Annotated in this window: 16 protein-coding genes; 8 read left to right on the top strand and 8 right to left on the bottom strand. The window is 70.4% G+C overall.

Annotated features, from left to right (window positions below):
• The first annotated feature begins 123 nt into the window (after positions 1 to 123).
• From ACFYWS_RS16165 to ACFYWS_RS16155, 3 genes are all read left to right on the top strand, one after another.
• Entirely contained in the window at positions 124 to 1485 is a 1362-nt protein-coding gene (locus ACFYWS_RS16165) for an NCS2 family permease (RefSeq protein WP_389275861.1), read from the top strand.
• Positions 1486 to 1538: 53 nt separating this feature from the next.
• Positions 1539 to 3257: an adenine deaminase C-terminal domain-containing protein gene (locus ACFYWS_RS16160; RefSeq protein ID WP_389275858.1), complete on the top strand. Its 1719-nt coding sequence runs from the start codon at positions 1539 to 1541 to the stop codon at positions 3255 to 3257.
• A 154-nt stretch (positions 3258 to 3411) separates the two neighbouring features.
• Positions 3412 to 3741 (top strand): WhiB family transcriptional regulator, encoded by a 330-nt coding sequence (locus ACFYWS_RS16155; RefSeq protein WP_389275855.1) that lies wholly within the window; start codon positions 3412 to 3414, stop codon positions 3739 to 3741.
• A gap of 9 nt (positions 3742 to 3750) precedes the next feature.
• Here ACFYWS_RS16155 and ACFYWS_RS16150 read toward each other — a convergent pair whose 3' ends face one another.
• Genes ACFYWS_RS16150 through ACFYWS_RS16130 form a run of 5 tightly spaced genes read right to left on the bottom strand, consistent with a single transcriptional unit; the run spans position 3751 to position 9701 of the window.
• On the bottom strand, positions 3751 to 5097 hold the full coding sequence (locus ACFYWS_RS16150) for a DUF3100 domain-containing protein (RefSeq protein ID WP_389275852.1): 1347 nt from the start codon (positions 5095 to 5097) through the stop codon (positions 3751 to 3753).
• A 4-nt stretch (positions 5098 to 5101) separates the two neighbouring features.
• Positions 5102 to 6319: a M20 family metallopeptidase gene (locus ACFYWS_RS16145; protein ID WP_389275849.1), complete on the bottom strand. Its 1218-nt coding sequence runs from the start codon at positions 6317 to 6319 to the stop codon at positions 5102 to 5104.
• Positions 6320 to 6329: 10 nt separating this feature from the next.
• Positions 6330 to 7886, bottom strand: coding sequence for an aldehyde dehydrogenase family protein (locus tag ACFYWS_RS16140; protein ID WP_389275846.1), 1557 nt, complete (start codon positions 7884 to 7886; stop codon positions 6330 to 6332).
• A gap of 13 nt (positions 7887 to 7899) precedes the next feature.
• A complete protein-coding gene (locus ACFYWS_RS16135) occupies positions 7900 to 8769 on the bottom strand; it encodes an NAD(P)-dependent oxidoreductase (RefSeq protein ID WP_389275843.1) in 870 nt (289 codons plus the stop codon).
• 59 nt (positions 8770 to 8828) lie between these two features.
• Positions 8829 to 9701 (bottom strand): MurR/RpiR family transcriptional regulator, encoded by an 873-nt coding sequence (locus ACFYWS_RS16130; protein WP_389275840.1) that lies wholly within the window; start codon positions 9699 to 9701, stop codon positions 8829 to 8831.
• A 158-nt stretch (positions 9702 to 9859) separates the two neighbouring features.
• On the opposite strand from ACFYWS_RS16130, the gene ACFYWS_RS16125 reads away from it, so the two are divergent.
• Positions 9860 to 10906, top strand: coding sequence for an enoyl-CoA hydratase/isomerase family protein (locus ACFYWS_RS16125; RefSeq protein WP_389275837.1), 1047 nt, complete (start codon positions 9860 to 9862; stop codon positions 10904 to 10906).
• Between the two features lie 15 nt (positions 10907 to 10921).
• On the opposite strand, the gene ACFYWS_RS16120 is transcribed toward ACFYWS_RS16125, so the two are convergent.
• The 3 genes from ACFYWS_RS16120 to ACFYWS_RS16110 are packed head-to-tail and all read right to left on the bottom strand — an operon-like array spanning position 10922 to position 14255.
• A complete protein-coding gene (locus tag ACFYWS_RS16120) occupies positions 10922 to 11398 on the bottom strand; it encodes a nucleoside deaminase (protein WP_389275834.1) in 477 nt (158 codons plus the stop codon).
• Positions 11385 to 13016, bottom strand: a complete 1632-nt coding sequence (locus ACFYWS_RS16115) for a purine-cytosine permease family protein (protein WP_389275831.1) — start codon at positions 13014 to 13016, stop codon at positions 11385 to 11387. Before ACFYWS_RS16115 ends, ACFYWS_RS16120 begins: the two co-directional genes overlap by 14 nt.
• Positions 13017 to 13046: 30 nt before the next feature.
• Complete coding sequence (locus ACFYWS_RS16110) at positions 13047 to 14255, bottom strand: ROK family protein (RefSeq protein ID WP_389275828.1); 1209 nt, start codon at positions 14253 to 14255, stop codon at positions 13047 to 13049.
• A gap of 165 nt (positions 14256 to 14420) precedes the next feature.
• On the opposite strand from ACFYWS_RS16110, the gene ACFYWS_RS16105 reads away from it, so the two are divergent.
• Genes ACFYWS_RS16105 through ACFYWS_RS16090 form a run of 4 tightly spaced genes read left to right on the top strand, consistent with a single transcriptional unit; the run spans position 14421 to position 18899 of the window.
• Complete coding sequence (locus ACFYWS_RS16105) at positions 14421 to 15374, top strand: carbohydrate ABC transporter permease (RefSeq protein ID WP_389275825.1); 954 nt, start codon at positions 14421 to 14423, stop codon at positions 15372 to 15374.
• 16 nt (positions 15375 to 15390) lie between these two features.
• A complete protein-coding gene (locus tag ACFYWS_RS16100; protein WP_389275822.1) occupies positions 15391 to 16314 on the top strand; it encodes a carbohydrate ABC transporter permease in 924 nt (307 codons plus the stop codon).
• A 10-nt stretch (positions 16315 to 16324) separates the two neighbouring features.
• The gene (locus ACFYWS_RS16095) at positions 16325 to 17665 is read left to right on the top strand and encodes an ABC transporter substrate-binding protein (protein ID WP_389275819.1); all 1341 of its coding nucleotides are present in this window, start codon (positions 16325 to 16327) and stop codon (positions 17663 to 17665) included.
• 31 nt (positions 17666 to 17696) lie between these two features.
• On the top strand, positions 17697 to 18899 hold the full coding sequence (locus tag ACFYWS_RS16090) for a Gfo/Idh/MocA family protein (protein WP_389275816.1): 1203 nt from the start codon (positions 17697 to 17699) through the stop codon (positions 18897 to 18899).
• Positions 18900 to 19056: the final 157 nt, after the last annotated feature.

The raw sequence follows: 19056 nt of genomic DNA, 5'->3' as shown, positions 1-19056 counted from the left end.
ATACCTGCAACCGGTCTCTGCAACCGGTTGCAGAGACCGGTTGCAGAGACCGTACCCAGTCGGGTGCCCACACACCCCGCACCTTCCCGGGCCCTGCCCACCCCTCATCCCGCCGAGGTCCCCATGTCCACCACCGCTCCGCCGTCCGGCGAGCAGGCCGACGTCGCCCCCGAGCCCGCTTCGCTCGTCGAGCGGCTCTTCCGCGTCCGCGGCCGCGGCAGCAGCCCCCGCACGGAACTCGTCGCCGGCGCCTCGATGTTCATGGCCGCCGCCTACGCCGTCGTCGTGGTCCCCGGCCAGCTGGCGAGCGCCGGCGTGCCGCACGGCGCCGCGACCACCGCCGTCATCATCGCCATCGCGCTGGCGACCTTGGCCATGGGCCTCATCGCCAACCTCCCGTTCGTCGTCGCCCCCGGCCTCGGCGGCGTGGCCCTGATCGCCTTCACCATCGTCGGCCAGGACCACGTCCCGTGGGACACGGCGCTCGGCATGGTGTTCTGGTCCGGCGTCGCCTTCCTGGTGCTGACCCTGCTCGGCATCCGCGACCTCGTCACGCGCCTGATGCCGATGAACCTCAAGTACGCCATCAGCGGCGGCCTCGGCCTCTACATCGCCCTCATCGGCTTCCGCGACGCCGACCTCGTCGTCGGCAACGCCGACAAGGCCGCCCTCGCCGTCGGCGACCTGTCGAAGCCCGCCGGGCTGCTCGCCCTGGGCGGCCTGCTACTGCTCACCGCCCTCGCCGCGCGCAAGGTGCCCGGCGCGTTCCTCATCACCATCGCGGCCGTCACGATCGTCGGCATCCCCCTCGGGGTCACGGACGTCCCCGACAGCCTCTTCGCTGCCCCCGACTCGCCCGGGCCGCTGCTCTTCCACATCGACATCCTCGGGGCGCTCAAGCCGGAGTACTTCCCGTACATCTTCGCGTTCTTCGTGTCCGAGTTCTTCTCCATGACGGGTACGCTCCTCGCCGTCTCGGGGCGCGCCGGGCTGCTCGACAAGGACGGCAACATCCCCGGCTCCCGCCGCCCCTTCCTCGTCGACTCGGTGTCCGTGATGGGCGGTTCGGCCGTCGGCGCCCCGTCGATGACGGCCTACCTGGAGTCGTCGGCCGCGGCCGACGCGGGTGGCAAGACCGGCCTCGCCTCCGTGTGGGCGGCCTGCGGCTTCGGGCTGCTGCTGCTCGTCACACCGTTCGCGACGCTGATCCCCTCGGCGGCCACCGCGCCCGTGCTGATCTACATCGGCCTGAACATGCTCGGCGCCCTCAAGAACGTCGACTTCAAGGACCCGACCAACGCGATCCCGGCGGCCCTCACCGTCGCGACCACGCTGTTCTTCGGCAACTTCGGCACCGGCATCGCGGTCGGACTCGCGGCCCACGTCCTGGTCAAGACCGTCAGCGGCCGGGTCCGCGAGGTGCCCTGGCCGCTGTGGATCGTCATGGTCCCGCTGGGCTACTACTTCTACACACTCGTCCCGTGACGGCTCCGCGGCCCCGCCCCTGTGACGACACCCTTCTGAAGGAGCACGACCCCATGAGTGAGCAGCACGACCTCCGGATCAGTGGCGGGCGCGTGGTGTCCACCTTCACCGGCGAGGAGTTCGCCGCTGACGTCCTCGTACGAGGCGAGACGATCAGCGCGGTGCTGCCCCCGGGCACTCCGGCCGACGCCCGCGAGGAGATCGACGCGGCCGGCATGCTCGTCGTCCCCGGCTTCGTCGACGCGCACATGCACATCGAGAGCGCGTTCCTGACGCCGCAGGAGTTCGCCGCGGTGACGCTGGCTCGCGGCACGACGACCGTGCTCGCCGACCCGCATGAGATCGTCAACGTCGCCGGGCGCGACGCCATGCGCTGGATGATCGACGCCGGCCGGGAGACCGCCCAGACCCAACTGTGGGGCGTTCCCTCGTGTGTGCCCGCCCTGGAGGGCCTGGAGCACGCCGGCGCCGCACTGTCCGCCGACGACATCGCGGAGATGCTGCGCTGGCCCGGCGTGATCGCGCTCGGCGAGGTCATGGACTACCGGGCCGTCGTCGCGGGCGACCGCAGGATGCACGAGATCACCGCCGCCGCCCGCGCGCAGGACGTCATCCTCGACGGCCACTGCCCGAACCTGACCGGCGCCGAACTCAGCGCCTACCTGGCCACCGGCGTGGACTCCGACCACACCAAGAACCGCACCGAGGTCGTCCTGGAGAAGGCCCGCCTCGGCATGACGATGATGTTGCAGGAGAAGTGCCTCACCGAGGAGGTGGCGCAGGCCCTCCTCGCCCTGCCGCAGCTCCCGCCGCTGTGCCTGGTGACCGACGACCTCGCCGCCGACCACATCGTCGACAAGGGGCACCTCGACCACATCGCGCGGGTGGCCGTGGCCGCCGGATTCCCCGCGCACATCGTCCTGAAGGCACTGACGTGGACGCCGGCCCAGCGCCTGCGCCTCCACGACCGAGGCGTCGTCTCGCCGGGCAAGCGCGCCGACCTGGTGCTGCTGCGCGGCGAACTCGCCTCGTTCGACCCGGCGTTGGTGCTGTCCGGCGGCCGGACGGTGGGCCGCGACGGCGCGCCCGCGCGCTCGGCGGCGGGCGCCGGGGCACCGGCCGTCGCGCCGCTCGACAGTCGCGTCGACGTCGAACCGCAGGACGCCGACACCTTCCGCTGGACCGTCGACCTGCCCGACGGCGTGCACACCTTCCGCGCCATGCGGGTCAACGAGCGGGACACCTACACCGAGGCCGCTCAGGTCGAACTCCCGGTCCACGGCGGTGAGGTGCAGTGGGAGGGCCGCGCCGTCGTCGTCCGCGTGCGCAATCGCTACGGACGTGAGGGCACGGTCTTCGCGCCGCTCCTCGGCCGCGAACTGACCGCAGGCGCGGTGGCCTCGACGTACGCCCACGACAGCCACAACCTCCTGACCATCGGCACCTCGCGCGCCGCCATGGCGGCCGCCGCGGCGACCGTCGTGGCGGACGGGGGAGGCGTCGCCGTGGTCGGCGGACCCGAGGGCGAGTCGATCGCGGCACGCATGCCGCTGCCCGTGGGCGGCGTACTGTCCGCCCGCCCAGCAGGGGACGTCGCCGACGAGGCCGCCGCGGTGCGGGCGGCGCTGGAGAACTGGGGCTGGCGTCACCTCAATCCGTTCATGAGCGTGTCGACCCTGACCCTCGCCGTCTCACCCGCCCTCAAGATCACCGACCGGTCCCTGGTCGACGTCGTGCGCCGCGAGGCAGTGGGGGCGACGACGGAAATCTGACGGGCGCAACTGCCCGTAACTGCGCGCCATTTGTCCATTTCGAAGCCGCAATTGACCATGTGTTCAGAGGGGGTGGGGTGCGCCAGCTGCACGTATGGCCTAAAGTGACGACTCGACTACGCAGTGAGGCGACACGGAACAGGGGGCGGGTGCAGTGCGCGACGATCAGGTTTCCAGGTGGGACCGGGCGGCATGCCGGATGGCGGACCCCGACGAGTTGTTCGTCGAGGGAGCCGCGCAGAGCAGCGCCAAGCGCATCTGCGGCGGCTGCGTGATCAAGACCGAATGCCTGGCCCACGCGCTGGATCAGCGGATCCAGCACGGGGTCTGGGGCGGGATGACCGAGCGAGAGCGGCGTGCGCTGCTGCGCCGGCGGCCGACCGTCACCTCATGGCGGCGGCTGCTCGAGGCCGCCCGCGCCGAGCACGAGCGGCCTGTCGGAGTTGTCGGAGCAGTCGGCGCGGAGCACGCAGGGGTGTCGTGAGGGGCGCTCTCAGCCCCACGCCCCGAGCGTGAACTCGGCGATGACGACCGAGAGCAGGAACGACGCGGTGATGGCCACGAGCCCGACCGGGACGATCTTCCATCCGATGCGGCGCAGCAGCGGCAGATCCTTGCCGAGGGAGAGCCCCGCCAGCGTCAGCATGATCGTCGCGATGGACAGGAAGTCCACCGACGACACAAGGCGGTTCAGTGTGTCCGAGGCGAAGAACCACGGACTGGACACATACGCGCCGACGGTGGTGATCCACACGATCGCCGAGACCTTCCGGCTGACCTTGGCCAGCACGAGCCCGACCAGCACCAGGGCCAGCAGCACGGCGTAACCGCCGATGATGTCCAGGCTGATGTGCCCCGCCGCGACGGACGCGGTGCCGAGGCCGAGCACCGTCAGCACACCGAGCGACAGCCACAGCGGAAGCTTGATCTCGCCCGCGGACGACGCCACCTGCTCGCGGAAGGCGCGGTTCTCCGCCGCGCTCTGCTCCGTCTCGCCAGGTTCGGTCACCGCGGCCTCCGCCGCCTCCGCACGCCCGTTGCGCGTCAGGAATCGGTAGAAGCGGTCGGCCAGTGGCAGCGCGAGATAGATGCCGACGTACACACCAAGGATCGTCGTGATCAGGTTGGAGACCGCGGCCATGCCCAGGATGGCCTGCTCGTCGCCCGGATAGGCGGCCACGATGCTGGCCGAGGACGCGGCCATCATCGACCCGGACCCGACACCGGCGCCCATCGCCAGGGCCAGCGGGTCGAAGATCTTCCAGTTCGACACCAGCGAGGTCAGGAGCGTGATGAAGACCGCTCCGAACATCGTGCCGAACACATACATGGCGAGGACGCCGCGGTACTGATCGGAGTCGGGACCGTACTTCTCCGAGACCATCGCGAACGACGGCTCGCGGTCCAGCGAGAACGTGGCGCCCACCGTGGCCTTGCCCATGCGCAGCAGCACGGCGAGCGGCAGCGCGATGGCGACCGTGCCGAGCAGATGCCCGATCTCCTGGAGCAGCAGCGCGGGGCCGGCGTCGGCGAGCGTCGGCAGGCTGGGCCCGATGTTGAACGCCAGCCGGGCCACCAGGATCATCACGGCGACACCGACGAGCGCCGCCGCCACCTTCTGCAGATCGATGCCCAGCGGCCGGAACTTCTGGAGCGACACCAGCAGGCCCAGCAACAGACCCCACACCATGGGGAAGATGATGATGGAGCCGATGCCCAGGTCGATGTCGAGTTCACCGATGAACTGCACGACCAGCGCGATCACCAGGGCGAGCCCGGCGATGGGCAGCGTCTGACGTGTCCGCGTGCCGCGGTCGTTCGGCTTGACGAGGGTGGACATGTCGTCACCCGGCCCTTCTGATGTCACGGTGGTAGGCGGCGCTCGCGAACCGGGCACGCTGCTCGGGGTCGCCCGCCGCGTCGACGACGGTCCAGGCGAGCGCGCGGCCCGCTTCGAGCATCAGCTCGTACGCCGCGTCGGTGTCGGCGACGGCGGCGAACCCGTGGGAGTGGATGGGGACTTCGGCCCCGGGGATGCTCAGCCAGGGGTGCAGACTCGGGATGACCTGACTGACATTGCCCATGTCGGTGGACCCGCCGCCGAGCCGCCCCCCGGACGTGGTGTCACGCTCGAACGACTCCATCGCGGCCGTCCAGTACCCGGCCAACGCGTCGTCCTGCACCAGCGGTTCGTACAGCGGCTCGGTCGCCTCGATCACCACCTCGGTGCCGCTCGCCAGGGCGGCCCCTTCGAAGCAGCGCCGTACGCGGACGAGGAGCGCCTCGTACTCGGGCAGGGTGAACGCCCGGCACTCGAAGTCGACGACCGCGCGCTCCGGGATGATGTTGGTGGCCACGCCCGCCTCGGACACGAACAGGGCCACGCGATGGTCACCGGGGATCTGCTGACGCAGCAGCCCGATGGCGACCTGGGCGATGGTGGCACCGTCGGCCGCGTTCACACCCTGGTGGGGCGCGGCCGCGGCGTGCGCGGCACGCCCGGAGAACACCGCACGGTAGCGGCCGACCGCCTGCGCGGTCGTCCCCGCCGGGTTGTACGAGACACCGTCCTGCACCGGGTGCACCATCAGGGCCAGGCCCACCCCGTCGAACGCGCCCGCCTCCAGCATCAGCGTCTTGCCGCCGCCGTGCTCCTCGGCCGGGGTGCCGATGGCCTTGAGCGTGATGCCCAGCTCGTCGGCGTACGGGGCCAGGGCCAGGGCCGCGGCCACCGACGCACCGGCGATGAGGTTGTGCCCGCAGGCATGGCCGACGTCGGGCAGCGCGTCGTACTCGACACACAGCGCCACGGTCAGGTCACCGCTGCCCGCGGTCGCCGTGAACGCGGTGGGCAGGCCGCCGGTGCCGTGTTCGACCGCGAGCCCGCCCTCGGCGAGCAGCGCGGTGATCGCCGCCGCGGACTCGGTCTCCTCGAAGGAGAGCTCGGGGCGGGCGTGCAGGCCGCGGGCCAGCGACAGCACCTGTCCCTGCCATGTGGTGACACCGGCCGAGGTGTCCTTCTTGAGTCGGTCGCCTTCGGCGACGGTGTGTGTCTGGCTCATAGAGGACTCCTCAGTAGCTCAGCGACGGGAACGGGGAACCGGCGGCACGCGTGGGTGTCCACACGGCCTTGGTCTGGGTGTACTCGTCCAGCACGCCGGGGCCGGAGGACCGGCCGTGTCCGGAGTCACCGAAGCCACCGAAGGGCACGGCCACATGGATCGTCTTGTACGAGTTGATCCAAAAGGTACCTGCCTTCACGGAGCGAGCCACATGGTGGGCCCGCGCGACGTCCTGGGTCCACACCGCGCCGGCCAGCCCGAAGGTGGTGGCGTTGGCGCGCTCGATGGCCTCGGCCTCGGTGAAGAATGAGTCGACCCCGACGACCGGGCCGAACACCTCGGTGGTCTCCAGCACATTGGCGGGGCTGACCCCGTCGAGCACGGTGGGCAGGACCCAACGCCCTTCCGTCAGCGGGGAGTTGGTGACCCGGGTGGGCAGGCTCGTCGCCGTGGCCCGCCGGGCGCCGCCCGCGATGCCCGCCTCGACGAGCGAGGTGACCGTCGCGAACTGCGACTCCGTGATGATCGGGCCGACCTCGGTGCCCGGGTCGAGCGGATCACCGACCCGCAGCCGGGCCGCCCGCTCCGCGACCCGCGCCACGAACTCCGCGTGCACCGACCGCTCCACCAGCAGCCGCGAACCGGCCACACACGACTGCCCGGCCCCGGAGAAGATCGCGGACACCGCGCCGTCCGCCGCCCGGTCCAGATCCGCGTCAGCGAACACGATGTTGGCGCTCTTGCCGCCGAGCTCAAGGACCGTCGGAATGCCCGCGGCCGCCGCCGCGACGGCCACCCGCCGACCGGTGCCCACCGAGCCGATGAACGACACCTTCCCGACGCGCGCGTCACCGGTGAGCGTGGCGCCGACCGTGGAACCCAGGCCCGTTGCGACGTTGAACACACCGTCCGGCAGACCGGCCTGGTGTGCCAGCTGCGCCAGGCGCACGGTGGAGGCGGGGGTGAACTCGCTGGGCTTGACGACGACGGCGTTGCCCGCGGCGAGCGGCGCCGCCGAGTTCCAGCCCCCGGTGAACAGCGGCGCGTTCCACGGCGTGATCGCCACGACGACACCCCACGGGACCCGCTCGGTGTACGTGTGCCAGTTGCCGGGGACCGGGATGGTGTGTCCCAGCAGCTTGTCCGCCCAGCCCGCGTAGTAGCCGAACATCTCGGCCACCTTGGCCGCCTCGCCGCGGGTGTCGCGGATCGGCTTGCCGGTGGTGGCGGACTCGAGCGCCGCGAGTTCCTCGGCGTGCTCGGCGACGGTGCGGGAGACCTCGCGCAGGATCGCCGCCCGCTCGAAGGGGTCCGTGGCGGCCCACACTTCGGCCCCGCGCACCGCGCTCGCCAGGACGGCGTCGGCGCCCTCCGTACCGGCGTCGGCGTAGTCCGCCACCCACTCGGAGGTGGCGGCGGACGTGAGGCGGACGGCCTCGCCGCGGCCGGCGGCGACATGGCCGTCGACGAACGAGCCGAGCCCCTGCGGGAAGTGGGCGTCCAGCGCCGCGCGGGCGGTGGCGGCACCGGACGTGGCCGAGCCGATCGAGAAAGTCGTGGTGTTCATGGTGCGTCGGTCCTTAACGCGTGAGGGTCGGTGCGACGGTACGGGCTATCTCGGAGAAGTCGGCGGCCGGGCCGAGCTCGGCCAGGGCCTCCTGCCACCGCTCGCTCGCGGCGGCCAGCAACTGAGGTGTCTCACCGCGCTGCTTCGCGGTCTCGACGGCCAGGGCGGCGTCACGCGCCATCAGTCCGAGCGAGAACCCGGAGTCGTACGTGCCACTGAGCACCCAGTCCGGATACATCGCGGCGGATGCCTTGCTGCCGCCGGAGGCACCACTGATGCCGGCGGCGGAGGCGGCCGGGTCGACGCCGTAGGCCTTCGCGACGGCGAGGGCCTCGCCGACCGCCACCAGGTTGACCGCGGCCAGCATGTTGTTGAGCAGCTTGACCACATTGCCCGAGCCGGGGCCGCCGAGGTGCCGGAACTGGCCGCCGGTGAGGGCCTCCAGGACGGGCCGCGCCGCATCGAGGGCGTCCGGCTCGGCGCCCACGAACGCGGTCAGCCGACCGGCCACGGCGCCGGTGCGCCCACCCGACACAGGCGCGTCCACGAAGGACACACCCTTCTCCGCCGCGAGCACCGCACACGAGGCCGAGGTGTCGGGCCGCGACGTCGTCGTGTCGACGACGGCCACGGTGCCCGGGCTCTCCAGCAGCACGGGCAGACTCTCCTCCACGACCTGGGCCGACGGCAGGGACAGCACCACGTACGGCGTGCCGGCGAGCCGCTCCAGTGTGTCGACGGCGTCGACACCGGCTTCCCGGGCGGTGGCCCGCGCCGCGGGAGAGGGGTCGTACCCACGGACCTGCCAGCCGGCGGTGACCAGCGCGGTGGCCATGGCGCCGCCCATCGACCCGAGGCCGACGACGGCGATCTGCTTACTCATCTGTGCTCCTTGCGGGAGGGAGGGGGCGAAGAGGTGTGCGGCCCCCGTCGCTCGGGGTGTCAGTCGAGATAGATGTCCAGGTCCCGCCACAACTGCTGGGTGCGGCGGATCGCGGCGCGGCTGCGCTCGGGCCGCGCCTCCTGCATGCCGGCGAGCAGCCCGTACACGACCGACGTGGCGGCGGTGACGGACTGGAAGAACGAGATGCCTTCGGACGGCACGATCAGCAGGTGGTCGGCGATGGAGGTCGCGAGCCGCCCGCGGCGCATGTCGGTGATCGCGACGACGGTGGCACCGGCCTCGTGGGCGGCCTCCGCGGCGGCGATGACCTGCTTCGTGGAGCGCCACATGTTGACGACCAGGAGCACATCGCCCGGCCCCACGCTGTTCACGGCCGACGCCAGGTGCACACCGGCCCGGTTCTCCAGCGTGACCGGGTAACCCATGGTGGAGCCGAGGTGTGCCATCACGGTGGCGGGACCGGAGAAGGAGCCGACACCGACGACGAGGATCGACCGGGCCTCGGCGAGCGCCGCGATGGCGGCCTCGGCCTCCGCCGCGGAGTTGCTCTCCAGGGTCTGGCGCAGGTTCTCCAGGTCGTGCGTCAGGGCGTCGTGCAGCGGGCTGCGGTGCTCGCCGTGCTCCGTGAGTGTGTCCTCGGTGGAGATCTGCACCAGGTACCGGGCCCGCAGCTCCCGCTGCAGGTCGGGCCACCCCTGGTAGCCGAGGGTCTGCGCGGCCCGGACGACCGTGGAGCTGTTCACGTCCGCCCGCTGCGCGATCTGCGCGATCTCGGCGTACGAGGCGAGCTGTGGATTGCGCACGATGACATCGACGACGCGGGTCTGCGCCTTGGACAGGGGTACGTCGGGCAGGGCGTCGCCCAGCCAGTCGGCCTGGCCGGGGTTCTGGGGGGTGCGAGGTGAAGGCACGGGCGTTGCTTTCTGAGAGAGCGAGCAATCTGCAAGTGCGATTGCATAAACGTACCTCGCAATCTCAATTGCGGGAACCCCTCTGTTCGGCCCGTCGTACGCGCCGCCACAGGTGATAGAGATGGTCCTGCCGTGATCTTCACCGGAAGGAACCACCGTTGAGCTCCGACGCCGCCCCCGTCCTGCGGACCGTGGAGGGACGCGCCGCGTACCTCACCCTGAACCGGCCCCGGGCCCTGAACTCGCTCACCCACACCATGCTGCGGTCGATCGCGTCGGCACTCGACACCTGGGCCGACGACCCCGCCGTCGGGACTGTCGTACTCCAAGGGGCGGGGGAGCGGGGCCTGTGCGCGGGGGCCGACATCCGGCTCTTCCACGACGACGCCCGCAGCGGCGACCACCGCGCCTCGCAGGCCTTCCTGCGCGACGAGTACCGGCTCAACTCCCGTATCGCGCACTACCCGTTGCCCTACGTCGCCGTCATGGACGGCATCGTCATGGGCGGCGGCGTCGGCCTGTCCGCGCACGGCGGCATCCGAATCGTCACCGAACGCTCGAAGGTCGCGATGCCCGAGACCGGCATCGGCCTGGTCCCCGACGTCGGCGGCACCTACCTGTTCACGCGCGCCCCCGGACACCTCGGCACCCACCTCGCGCTCACCGGCATGACGGTCGGCGCGGCCGACGCGATGCTGTGCGGTCTCGCCGACCACTACGTACCGTCCGAGACACTGCCCCGGATGCTGCGTGAGCTGGCCGAGACCGAGCCGACCGGGACCGTCGCGCGCCACACGCGGCAGCCACCGCCGGGCGTCCTCGCCGAGCAGCGCACATGGATCGACGAGTGCTACGCCGCGGACACGGTCGAGGAGATCGTCGAGCGGCTCTTCGCCACCGGCGACGTCGCCGCCAAGGAAGCGGCGGACCTGATCCTCTCCCGGTCACCCATGGCCGTGAAGGCGACGCTCGAGTCCCTGCGCCGCGCGGCCCGCCTCGACTCGCTGGAGCAGGCCCTCGACCAGGAGTACCGGGTGATCTGCGCGGCCCTGGACACCCACGACCTGCCCGAGGGCATCCGCGCCCAGATCATCGACAAGGACCGCGACCCCCACTGGTCCCCGGCGACACCGGCCGAGGTCACACCCGCCGACGTGGAACGCTACTTCGCGCCGCTGGGGGAGCGGGAACTGGGCCTGGGCTGACCGGCCGGACGGGCCTCAGGCACCCTGCGCCAGCCGCCGGTGCAGCTCCTTCACGGCCGGCACCAGCGCGTCCACCGGCCCCTCGACCTTCACCGAAGGGGCGACCTCCCGCACGGGCAGGGCGCTCACCGGGGCCTGGGGCCGCCCCCACCCGGCCAGCCACTGGGACAGCTGCGCCGAGGACGCCACGTACACGATCCGGTCGAGCCCGACCCAGGCGTGCGCCGCCGCACACATGGGGCAGTGCTCACCGGAGGTGTACACGGTGGCGGTGGCCCGCTCCTCGGGGGTCAGGTGCCCGGCCGCCCACCGGGCCAGCTCGAACTCGGGATGCCGGGTCGAGTCACCACCGGCGATCCGGTTGCGGTCCTCGGCACGGACCCTCCCCGCACCGTCCACCAGCACGGAGCCGAACGGCTCGTCCCCGGCGTCCAACGCCTCGGCGGCCAGCTCCACACACCGGCGCAGATGCTCCAGTTCACGCTCTTCCACGGTGGCCTCTCTCCACGGGTAACGACCTTGTCGCGGCCATCCTGTCAGTGCCCCTCGTCATGTCCGTCCGGCCGCGGGCGCCGCCTCCGGTACGTCCCCCCGTGATCGGCGGCACCTCCGCCCCCGAAGCACGCACCAGACGCGGCCCGTCCGGCCCGTACACCGCGCGCGGTTCCGGGAAGAGGAACAGCAGGGCGAGATAGACGACAGCGGCGAGGACGAGGCCGACCGGGAGGGAGATGTCCGTGCCGCCCGCGAGTGTGCCGAGCGGGCCGACGAACTGGCCCGGCAGATTCGTGAACAGCAGCGCCAGGCAGGCCGACACGAGCCACGCCGTCAGGCCGCGCCAGTTCCAGCCGTGCGTGAACCAGTAACGCCCGCCGCGCTGACGCCGGTTGAAGACCTGGAGCGCCTCCGGGTCGTACCAGCCGCGCCGGGTCACGTAGCCGAGAGCCATCACGACCATCCACGGCGCGGTGCACGTGATGATGAGCGTGGCGAACGTGGAGATCGACTGGGCGAGATTCAGGGCGAACCGGCCGACGAAGATGAACGCGATCGACAGCGTGCCGATGAACACCGTCGCCCGCACCCGGCTGAAGCGGGGGAACACCGACGAGAAGTCGAGGCCCGTGCCGTACAGCGCGGTCGTGCCCGTCGCCATGCCACCGATCAGCGCGATCAGACACAGGGGCAGGAAGTACCAGCCGGGGGAGATGGCCAGGAGCCCGCCGACGTAGTTCGGGGCCGCCGGGTCCAGGTACTTCTCCGCCTTCGCGGCGATCACCGACGCCGTGGCGAGGCCGAACAGGAACGGAAGCAGCGTCGCGATCTGAGACAGGAACGCCGCTCCCATCACCCGCCCACGCGGCGTGGCCGCCGGGATGTACCGCGACCAGTCACCGAGGAACGCGCCGAAGGACACCGGATTGGACAGCACGATCAGCGCGGAACCGATGAACGACGGCCAGAACATCGGCGTCGACGTCGAGGCGAACGAACCCGTGTAACCGGGATCGAAGTCCCCGGCGAAGGCGAACACACCAAGCACGAACAGCGCCGAGGCCGCCAGCACCGCGATCTTGTTCACGAACAGCATGAACCGGAAGCCGTACAAGCACACCGTCAGGACAAGACCCGCGAACACCGCGTACGCGACGCCGTACGAGACATCGGACTCGGGCAGACCCGCCAGCCGGTGCGCCGCGCCGATCAGCGCGTCGCCCGACGACCACACGGAGATCGAGAAGAACGCGATCGCCGTGAGCAGCGACAGGAACGAGCCGACGACGCGGCCGTGCACGCCGAGGTGCGCCGACGAGGACACCGCGTTGTTCGTGCCGTTGGCCGGCCCGAACACGGACATCGGCGCCAGCAGCAGCGCGCCCGCCACCAGACCCAGGACCGTCGCGGCGAGCCCCTGCCAGAAGGAGAGCCCGAACAGGATCGGGAACGCGCCGAGCACACACGTGGCGAAGGTGTTGGCGCCGCCGAAGGCGAGACGGAACAGGTCGAGAGGGCCGGCCGTGCGGTCCGCGTCGGGAATCCGCTCGACACCGTGCGTCTCAACTTCGGTGAGGCCGGGGCCCGTTGGGGCCTCAGGTACCGCGTCGACCATGCGTAACCGCCTTTTGGATCTTGCCGGACTTCATCGGGGAGACGGTATCCGTGTCCGCTCGCCGCCACGGGGGCCGGGTCCCGAACCGGCGGTCCCCAGCACCAACACCTGAATCGCCAGCACGGCCCCGCCGCGCGCCCAGTCATGGAAGTCGGAGACCTTCGTCTCCAGATTGACCGGATCGGCCCGCGGGTGGCGGTTCGCACGGATCGCCTCCTCGATCACGGGCGCCGCCACATCGACCAGGCCCACCCCCTCCCCGGCGAGCAGGATCTTCTGCGGCATCGCGAAGTTCGCGATCTGCGCGACGAGCGTGCCGAGCGCGCGGGCCGCCTCGTCGACCACCCGGGCCGGGAGCGGCTCGCCCTCGACGGCGCGCGCGAGGATCTCCTCGTACGTGGCGTCCTCACCGGTCGCGGCCCGCACCTGGGAGCGGATGCTGGGGATCGTCAGGAGGGAGACGGCGCTGCCGCGCCGGCCGTCGGCGGACAGCGGGCCGGACGGATCGACGATCCAGAAGCGGCCCACACCGATCCCGTCCTCGCCGGTCTCCACCCGCCGGCCTCCGCTGACCAGCCCGTACCCGAGCCCCGCGCCGATCGTGAGCACGGCGAACCGCTCCAGGCCCCGGCCCGCCCCGAACCAGCTCTCGGCCTCGACGAGCGCGCTCACATCGTTCTCGACGACCGCGGGTAGCCCGGTGCGCTCGCGCACGAGCCGCCCGAGCGGCACGTCCCGCCATCCGAGGAACGCCGACTCGTCGACCACCGAGCGGTCCTGCGCGCGCCCCCCGAGCCCGATCCCGATCCCGCACAGCGAAGGAAACTCACGGGCGAATGCATCGGTCAACTCGCCGATGGCCGCGACGACTTGACCCGGTTCGCGGCTCGCGAGCGGCGCGTCCCGGCAGGCCACGATGTCGCTCCGGAGCGTGGTGACGACACCGTAGACCGTGTCCTCGGTGATCTTGAATCCGGCGAAGGTGCGGGACTCGGCCACGATGTCCAGAGGCCGGGACGGCCTGCCCTGACGTGACTCCGAGCGCGCCGGGCCCTCCGGTACCTCGACCAGCAGCCCCGACTCGATCAGCGGCTTGGTCAGCCGGGTGAGACTGCCCGCGGACAGGTCGAGGCGCCGCGCGAGCTCACTGCGCGACACCGGGCCACCGGTGAGCACCTCCAACGCCACGGCGCGCTCGCCCCCACTGAGCGGCACCCAGGTGCCCGCCTCCACGCCCATCGCCAACTCCTCTCCCCATTCCTTCTGTTGCAAAAGGAATGACGTCACCCTAGGTCGCGGCAACCCCTATCAGGTAGTCGCTGCACACATCTTGACGGTCCGAAAGTTCTGCCGCGAAAGTAACCAGCCGAGGACGAGGCCGCATCCCAAACGAGGGAGTCCCCGATGACTGTCGCCTCCAACAGCCCACCGAGACACCTGCCGCCCGCCGACAGCGCCACCGGCAGTGCCCCGCGCACGCAGCACAAACGCCCCCTCGGCGACGGTGTGATCGCCGCACTCTTCATCGCCCCGGCCATGCTCGGCTTCGCCGTCTTCCTGCTGTGGCCCACCCTGCGCGGCATCTGGCTGAGCTTCACCCGCTTCAACCTCCTCACACCACCACAGTGGGTCGGCCTCGCCAACTACGAGCGCATGGTCAACGACCCCATCTTCTGGGACTCGCTGAAGGTCACCCTCGAATACGTCGCCGTCAACATCGGCGTGCAGACCCTCGCCGCGCTCGCCATCGCCGTCCTGCTCCACCGGCTCACCCAGTCCTCCCTCCTGCGCGGCATCGTCCTCACGCCGTACCTGATGTCCAACGTCGTCGCCGGCCTCGTCTGGCTCTGGATGCTCGACACCCAACTCGGCATCGGCAACGAGATCATCGCCGCCGCCGGCCTCGACCGCATCCCGTTCCTCGCCGACGAGACCTGGGCCATCCCCACCATCGCCCTCATCAACGTATGGCGACACGTCGGCTACACCGCACTGCTCCTCTTCGCCGGACTCCAGGCGATACCCCACGACATGTACGAGGCGGCGCGCGTCGACGGCGCGAGCGAATGGCGGATGTTCACCCGCATCACCATGCCCCTGCTACGACCGGTCCTCGCGGTCGTCCTCATCATGACCGTGATCGGCTCCTTCCAGGTCTTCGACACCGTCGCCGTGACCACGGCAGGCGGCCCCGCCAACGCCACCAACGTCCTGCAGTTCTACATCTACGGCTCGGCGTTCGGCCGCTTCCAGTTCGGCTACGCCTCCGCGATGTCCGTGGCCCTCCTGCTCGTACTCAGCGCGATCACCATCGTCCAGTACCGGATCACCCGCGCCGGACACACCGACCTCGGCTGAAGAGAGGAGCACCGACATGGCCACCACCGCACTCGCGGGCCCGCACACCGTACGGCCCAAGCGCCGCCGCACCTCCTTCGGACGCGCCGCCGCCTGGACCGCGATGGGCGCGATCGTGCTCATCACCCTGCTGCCGTTCTACTGGGTGCTGCGCACCGCGCTCTCCTCCAACCCGGGCATCGCCGCCGACCCGACCTCCGTCCTGCCCGTCGACCCGACGGGCGGCGGCTTCGAGCGCGCCCTCGGGCTGCAGTCGACGAAGGAGGCCGTCGCCCAGGGCGGCGCGGGCGGCGGGCTCGACTTCTGGCGCTACCTGCTCAACTCGATCGTCGTCTCGACGCTGATCACCGTCTGCCAGATCCTGTTCTCCGCCATGGCCGCCTACGCGTTCGCTCGGCTCAACTGGCGGGGCCGCGACACCGTGTTCGCCCTGTTCCTCGGCGGACTCATGGTGCCGACCATCTTCACGCTGCTGCCCAACTTCGTCCTCGTGAAGGAACTCGGACTCATCGACTCCCTCCTCGGGATCGCGCTGCCCACGATGTTCATGACACCGTTCGCCGTCTTCTTCCTCCGCCAGTTCTTCATGAACATCCCGCGCGAGGTAGAGGAGGCCGCGCTCCTCGACGGCGCGGGCCGGATCCGGATCTTCTTCCGGGTGCTGCTGCCCATGGCGGCCACCCCCGTCATCACCCTCGCCGTCCTGACGTACATCACCTCCTGGAACGACTACTTCTGGCCGCTGATGGTGTCGTACAGCGACAGCTCCCGCGTCCTGACCGTCGCCCTCGCGATGTTCCGCGCACAGACCCCGCAGTCCGGCTTCGACTGGTCCGGGCTCATGGCGGCGACCCTCATCGCGGCCCTCCCCATGCTGCTGCTCTTCTCAGTGTTCGCGCGCCGGATCGTCAGCTCCATCAGCTTCACCGGACTCAAGTAGGAGGCACCGGATGCGAGTTCGTACGCTCATCGCGCTGACCGGAGCGCTGGCGCTGTCGCTCACCGGGTGCGCGGGAAACGACCCCGGCTCCCGCTCGTCGAGAACCGTCACGTACTGGCTGTGGGACGCCAACCAACTGCCCGCCTACGAAGCCTGCGCCAAGGACTTCGAGAAGCAACACCGCGGACTGGACGTGAAGTTCACCCAGATCGGCTGGGAGGACTACTGGACCAAACTCACGGCGAGCTTCATCTCCGGCACCGAGCCGGACGTCTTCACCAACCACATCCAGAAATTCGGCCAGTTCGCCGACCTTGAGGTACTCGAACCCCTCGACGACCTCGGCCTCAAGGACACGGACTACCAGCCGGGCCTCGCCGCGAACTGGGTCGCCCAGAACGGCCACCGCTACGGCGCGCCCAAGGACTGGGACACCGTCTCGCTCTTCTACAACAAGAAGATGCTCGACGACGCCGACCTGACCGCCGACGACCTCGACGCACTGCACTGGAACCCCAAGGACGGCGGCACCTTCGAGAAGACCATCGCCCACCTCACCGTCGACAGAAACGGCACACGCGGCGACGAACCCGGCTTCGACAAGCACAAGGTCAAGACCTACGGCCTCGCCACCAACGGAGGAGGCGACGGCGACGGCCAGACCCAGTGGAGCCCCTTCACCGGCTCCGCCGGCTGGTCCTACACGGACAGGAAACGCTGGGGCGAGAAGTACAGGTACGGCGACAAGACCTTCCAGTCCGTCATCGCGTGGTACTTCGGCCTCGCGAAAAAGGGATACATGGCACCCTTCACCGACTGGAACGCCGGACTCAACCAGTCCAACGCCCAGTTCGCCGCGGGCCGCGCCGCCACCGCCTTCGACGGCGCCTGGATGCTCTCCACCTACGCCGGGTTCAAAGGCATCGACTTCGGCACCGTCCGCAACCCCACAGGCCCCACCGGCAAGCGCGCCACCATGATGAACGGCCTCGCCGACTCCGTCACCAAGGGAGCCCGCAACAAGACGGGCGCCAAGAAATGGGTCGCCTACCTGGCCTCCGACACCTGCCAGAAGACGGTCGGCCGCTACGGAATCGTCCTCCCCGCGACACCCTCGGGAACCGACACCGCCGTCGCCGCCTACAAAAAGAAGGGCATCGACACCTCCGCCTTCACCACCCCGGTCGACGACCGCGAGCACTACCGCACCTTCCCCTTCCCCATCACCAACTACGCCGCCGACGTCTACGCCCTCATGCACCCCGCCATGCAGGAAGTCTTCGGCAACGGCGCGCCCGCGAGCCGCCTCGACGACACCAACGACCAGATCAACCTCCTGCTCGACCAGTGACCCCGCAGCACGTACCGAAAGGCATACGCACATGACGTTCACCCTCGGCATCGTCGGCGCCGGACAGTTCGCCGGCGGCTTCGCCAAACTGTTCCTCGCCCACCCCGGCGTCGACGCCGTCCACGTCACCGACCTGCTGCCCCAGCGCGCGGAGGAACTGGCCGCGAAAGAGGGCCTCGCCGGAACCTTCCCCTCGTACGAGGCGATGCTGGAGTCCCGAGACATCGACGCCGTCGCCATCTTCACGCAACGCTGGACCCACGGCCCCCTCGTCCTCCAAGGCCTCGAAGCCGGCAAACACGTCTACTCCGCCGTCCCGATGGCCGTCACACGGGACGAGATCGCCGCGATCATCGACGCGGTCCGCCGCACCGGCCTCACCTACATGATGGGCGAGACCAGCGAGTACAACCCGGCCACCGTGCACGCCCGCAACCAGATCGCCGACGGCGCCTTCGGACGGCTCTTCTACGCGGAGGGCGACTACGTCCACGACATGGACCTCGGCTTCTACGAGGCCTACCAGTACAGCGGAGGCGAACGCTGGAAGGAGACCGCCAGCTACCCGCCGCTGCTCTACCCGACACACGCGGTCGGCGGAGTGCTCGGCGCCTGGCGCACCCACGCGGTCAGCGTCTCGGCGATCGGTGTGAAGGACGAGCGCGGCGACGGCGTCTTCGACACCGAGGTCAGCCAGTTCGGCAACGACATCTCCAACGCCACCGCGCTCTTCGAGGTCGCAGGCGGCGGCTCGTTCCGCACGAGCGAGTTCCGGCGGGTCGGCTACCCCTCACACATCAGGGAGTCACGCTTCCGGTTCTTCGGCACCGACGCCAGCATGGAGCAACTCGCCACGGTCAGCTTCTGGCAGGACAAGAAGGGCGTGCAGGACATCACCGAACTCCTCGAACCGAAGCCCTCTCTCAGCCCGGACGACCCGTCGCTCGACAAAATCGCCCCCGCCTTGCGCGCCGCGTTCACCTCCGGCTCGGCCCCCGTCCACGACCGCTCCCGCCTGCCCCGCGTCTACGACGACATGCCCAACGGCCACGAGGGCAGCCACCACTTCCTGGTGGACGACTTCGTCACCGCGGTCAACACCCGCACCCTGCCGTCCGTGAACGCGTGGGTCGCCGCGCGCTACACACTGCCCGGCATCGTCGCCCACGACTCGGCACGCCAGGGCGGGACACGCCTGGAGATCCCGGACTTCGGGGACGCGCCGGAGGCCTGAGCAGAATCGGCAATCCGCGAAAATGGGCACAAAGCTTACGTAACCCCGCGTCCGCTACCTGATGTGGGCATCGGGCACGGCGACGTGTGCATGATGGGGACGGTGTGCCGGGGGAGCGGCGCAGGGCCGGCCTTCGGCATGCGTGGAGTGGCAGGGA

It is taken from the genome of Streptomyces sp. NPDC002795, from assembly GCF_042888725.1.
Lineage (GTDB): Bacteria > Actinomycetota > Actinomycetes > Streptomycetales > Streptomycetaceae > Streptomyces.
This window is presented reverse-complemented; position numbering and strand designations above follow the sequence as displayed.

Coding starts and splice junctions, on each gene's coding strand:
- ACFYWS_RS16160 (WP_389275858.1), top strand. CDS start 1,539: ATGAGTGAGCAGCACGACCTCCGGATCAGTGGCGGGCGCGTGGTGTCC.
- ACFYWS_RS16090 (WP_389275816.1), top strand. CDS start 17,697: ATGACGTTCACCCTCGGCATCGTCGGCGCCGGACAGTTCGCCGGCGGC.
- ACFYWS_RS16115 (WP_389275831.1), bottom strand. CDS start 13,016: ATGGTCGACGCGGTACCTGAGGCCCCAACGGGCCCCGGCCTCACCGAA.
- ACFYWS_RS16150 (WP_389275852.1), bottom strand. CDS start 5,097: ATGTCCACCCTCGTCAAGCCGAACGACCGCGGCACGCGGACACGTCAG.
- ACFYWS_RS16095 (WP_389275819.1), top strand. CDS start 16,325: ATGCGAGTTCGTACGCTCATCGCGCTGACCGGAGCGCTGGCGCTGTCG.
- ACFYWS_RS16140 (WP_389275846.1), bottom strand. CDS start 7,886: ATGAACACCACGACTTTCTCGATCGGCTCGGCCACGTCCGGTGCCGCC.
- ACFYWS_RS16110 (WP_389275828.1), bottom strand. CDS start 14,255: ATGGGCGTGGAGGCGGGCACCTGGGTGCCGCTCAGTGGGGGCGAGCGC.
- ACFYWS_RS16145 (WP_389275849.1), bottom strand. CDS start 6,319: ATGAGCCAGACACACACCGTCGCCGAAGGCGACCGACTCAAGAAGGAC.
- ACFYWS_RS16165 (WP_389275861.1), top strand. CDS start 124: ATGTCCACCACCGCTCCGCCGTCCGGCGAGCAGGCCGACGTCGCCCCC.
- ACFYWS_RS16135 (WP_389275843.1), bottom strand. CDS start 8,769: ATGAGTAAGCAGATCGCCGTCGTCGGCCTCGGGTCGATGGGCGGCGCC.
- ACFYWS_RS16105 (WP_389275825.1), top strand. CDS start 14,421: ATGACTGTCGCCTCCAACAGCCCACCGAGACACCTGCCGCCCGCCGAC.
- ACFYWS_RS16100 (WP_389275822.1), top strand. CDS start 15,391: ATGGCCACCACCGCACTCGCGGGCCCGCACACCGTACGGCCCAAGCGC.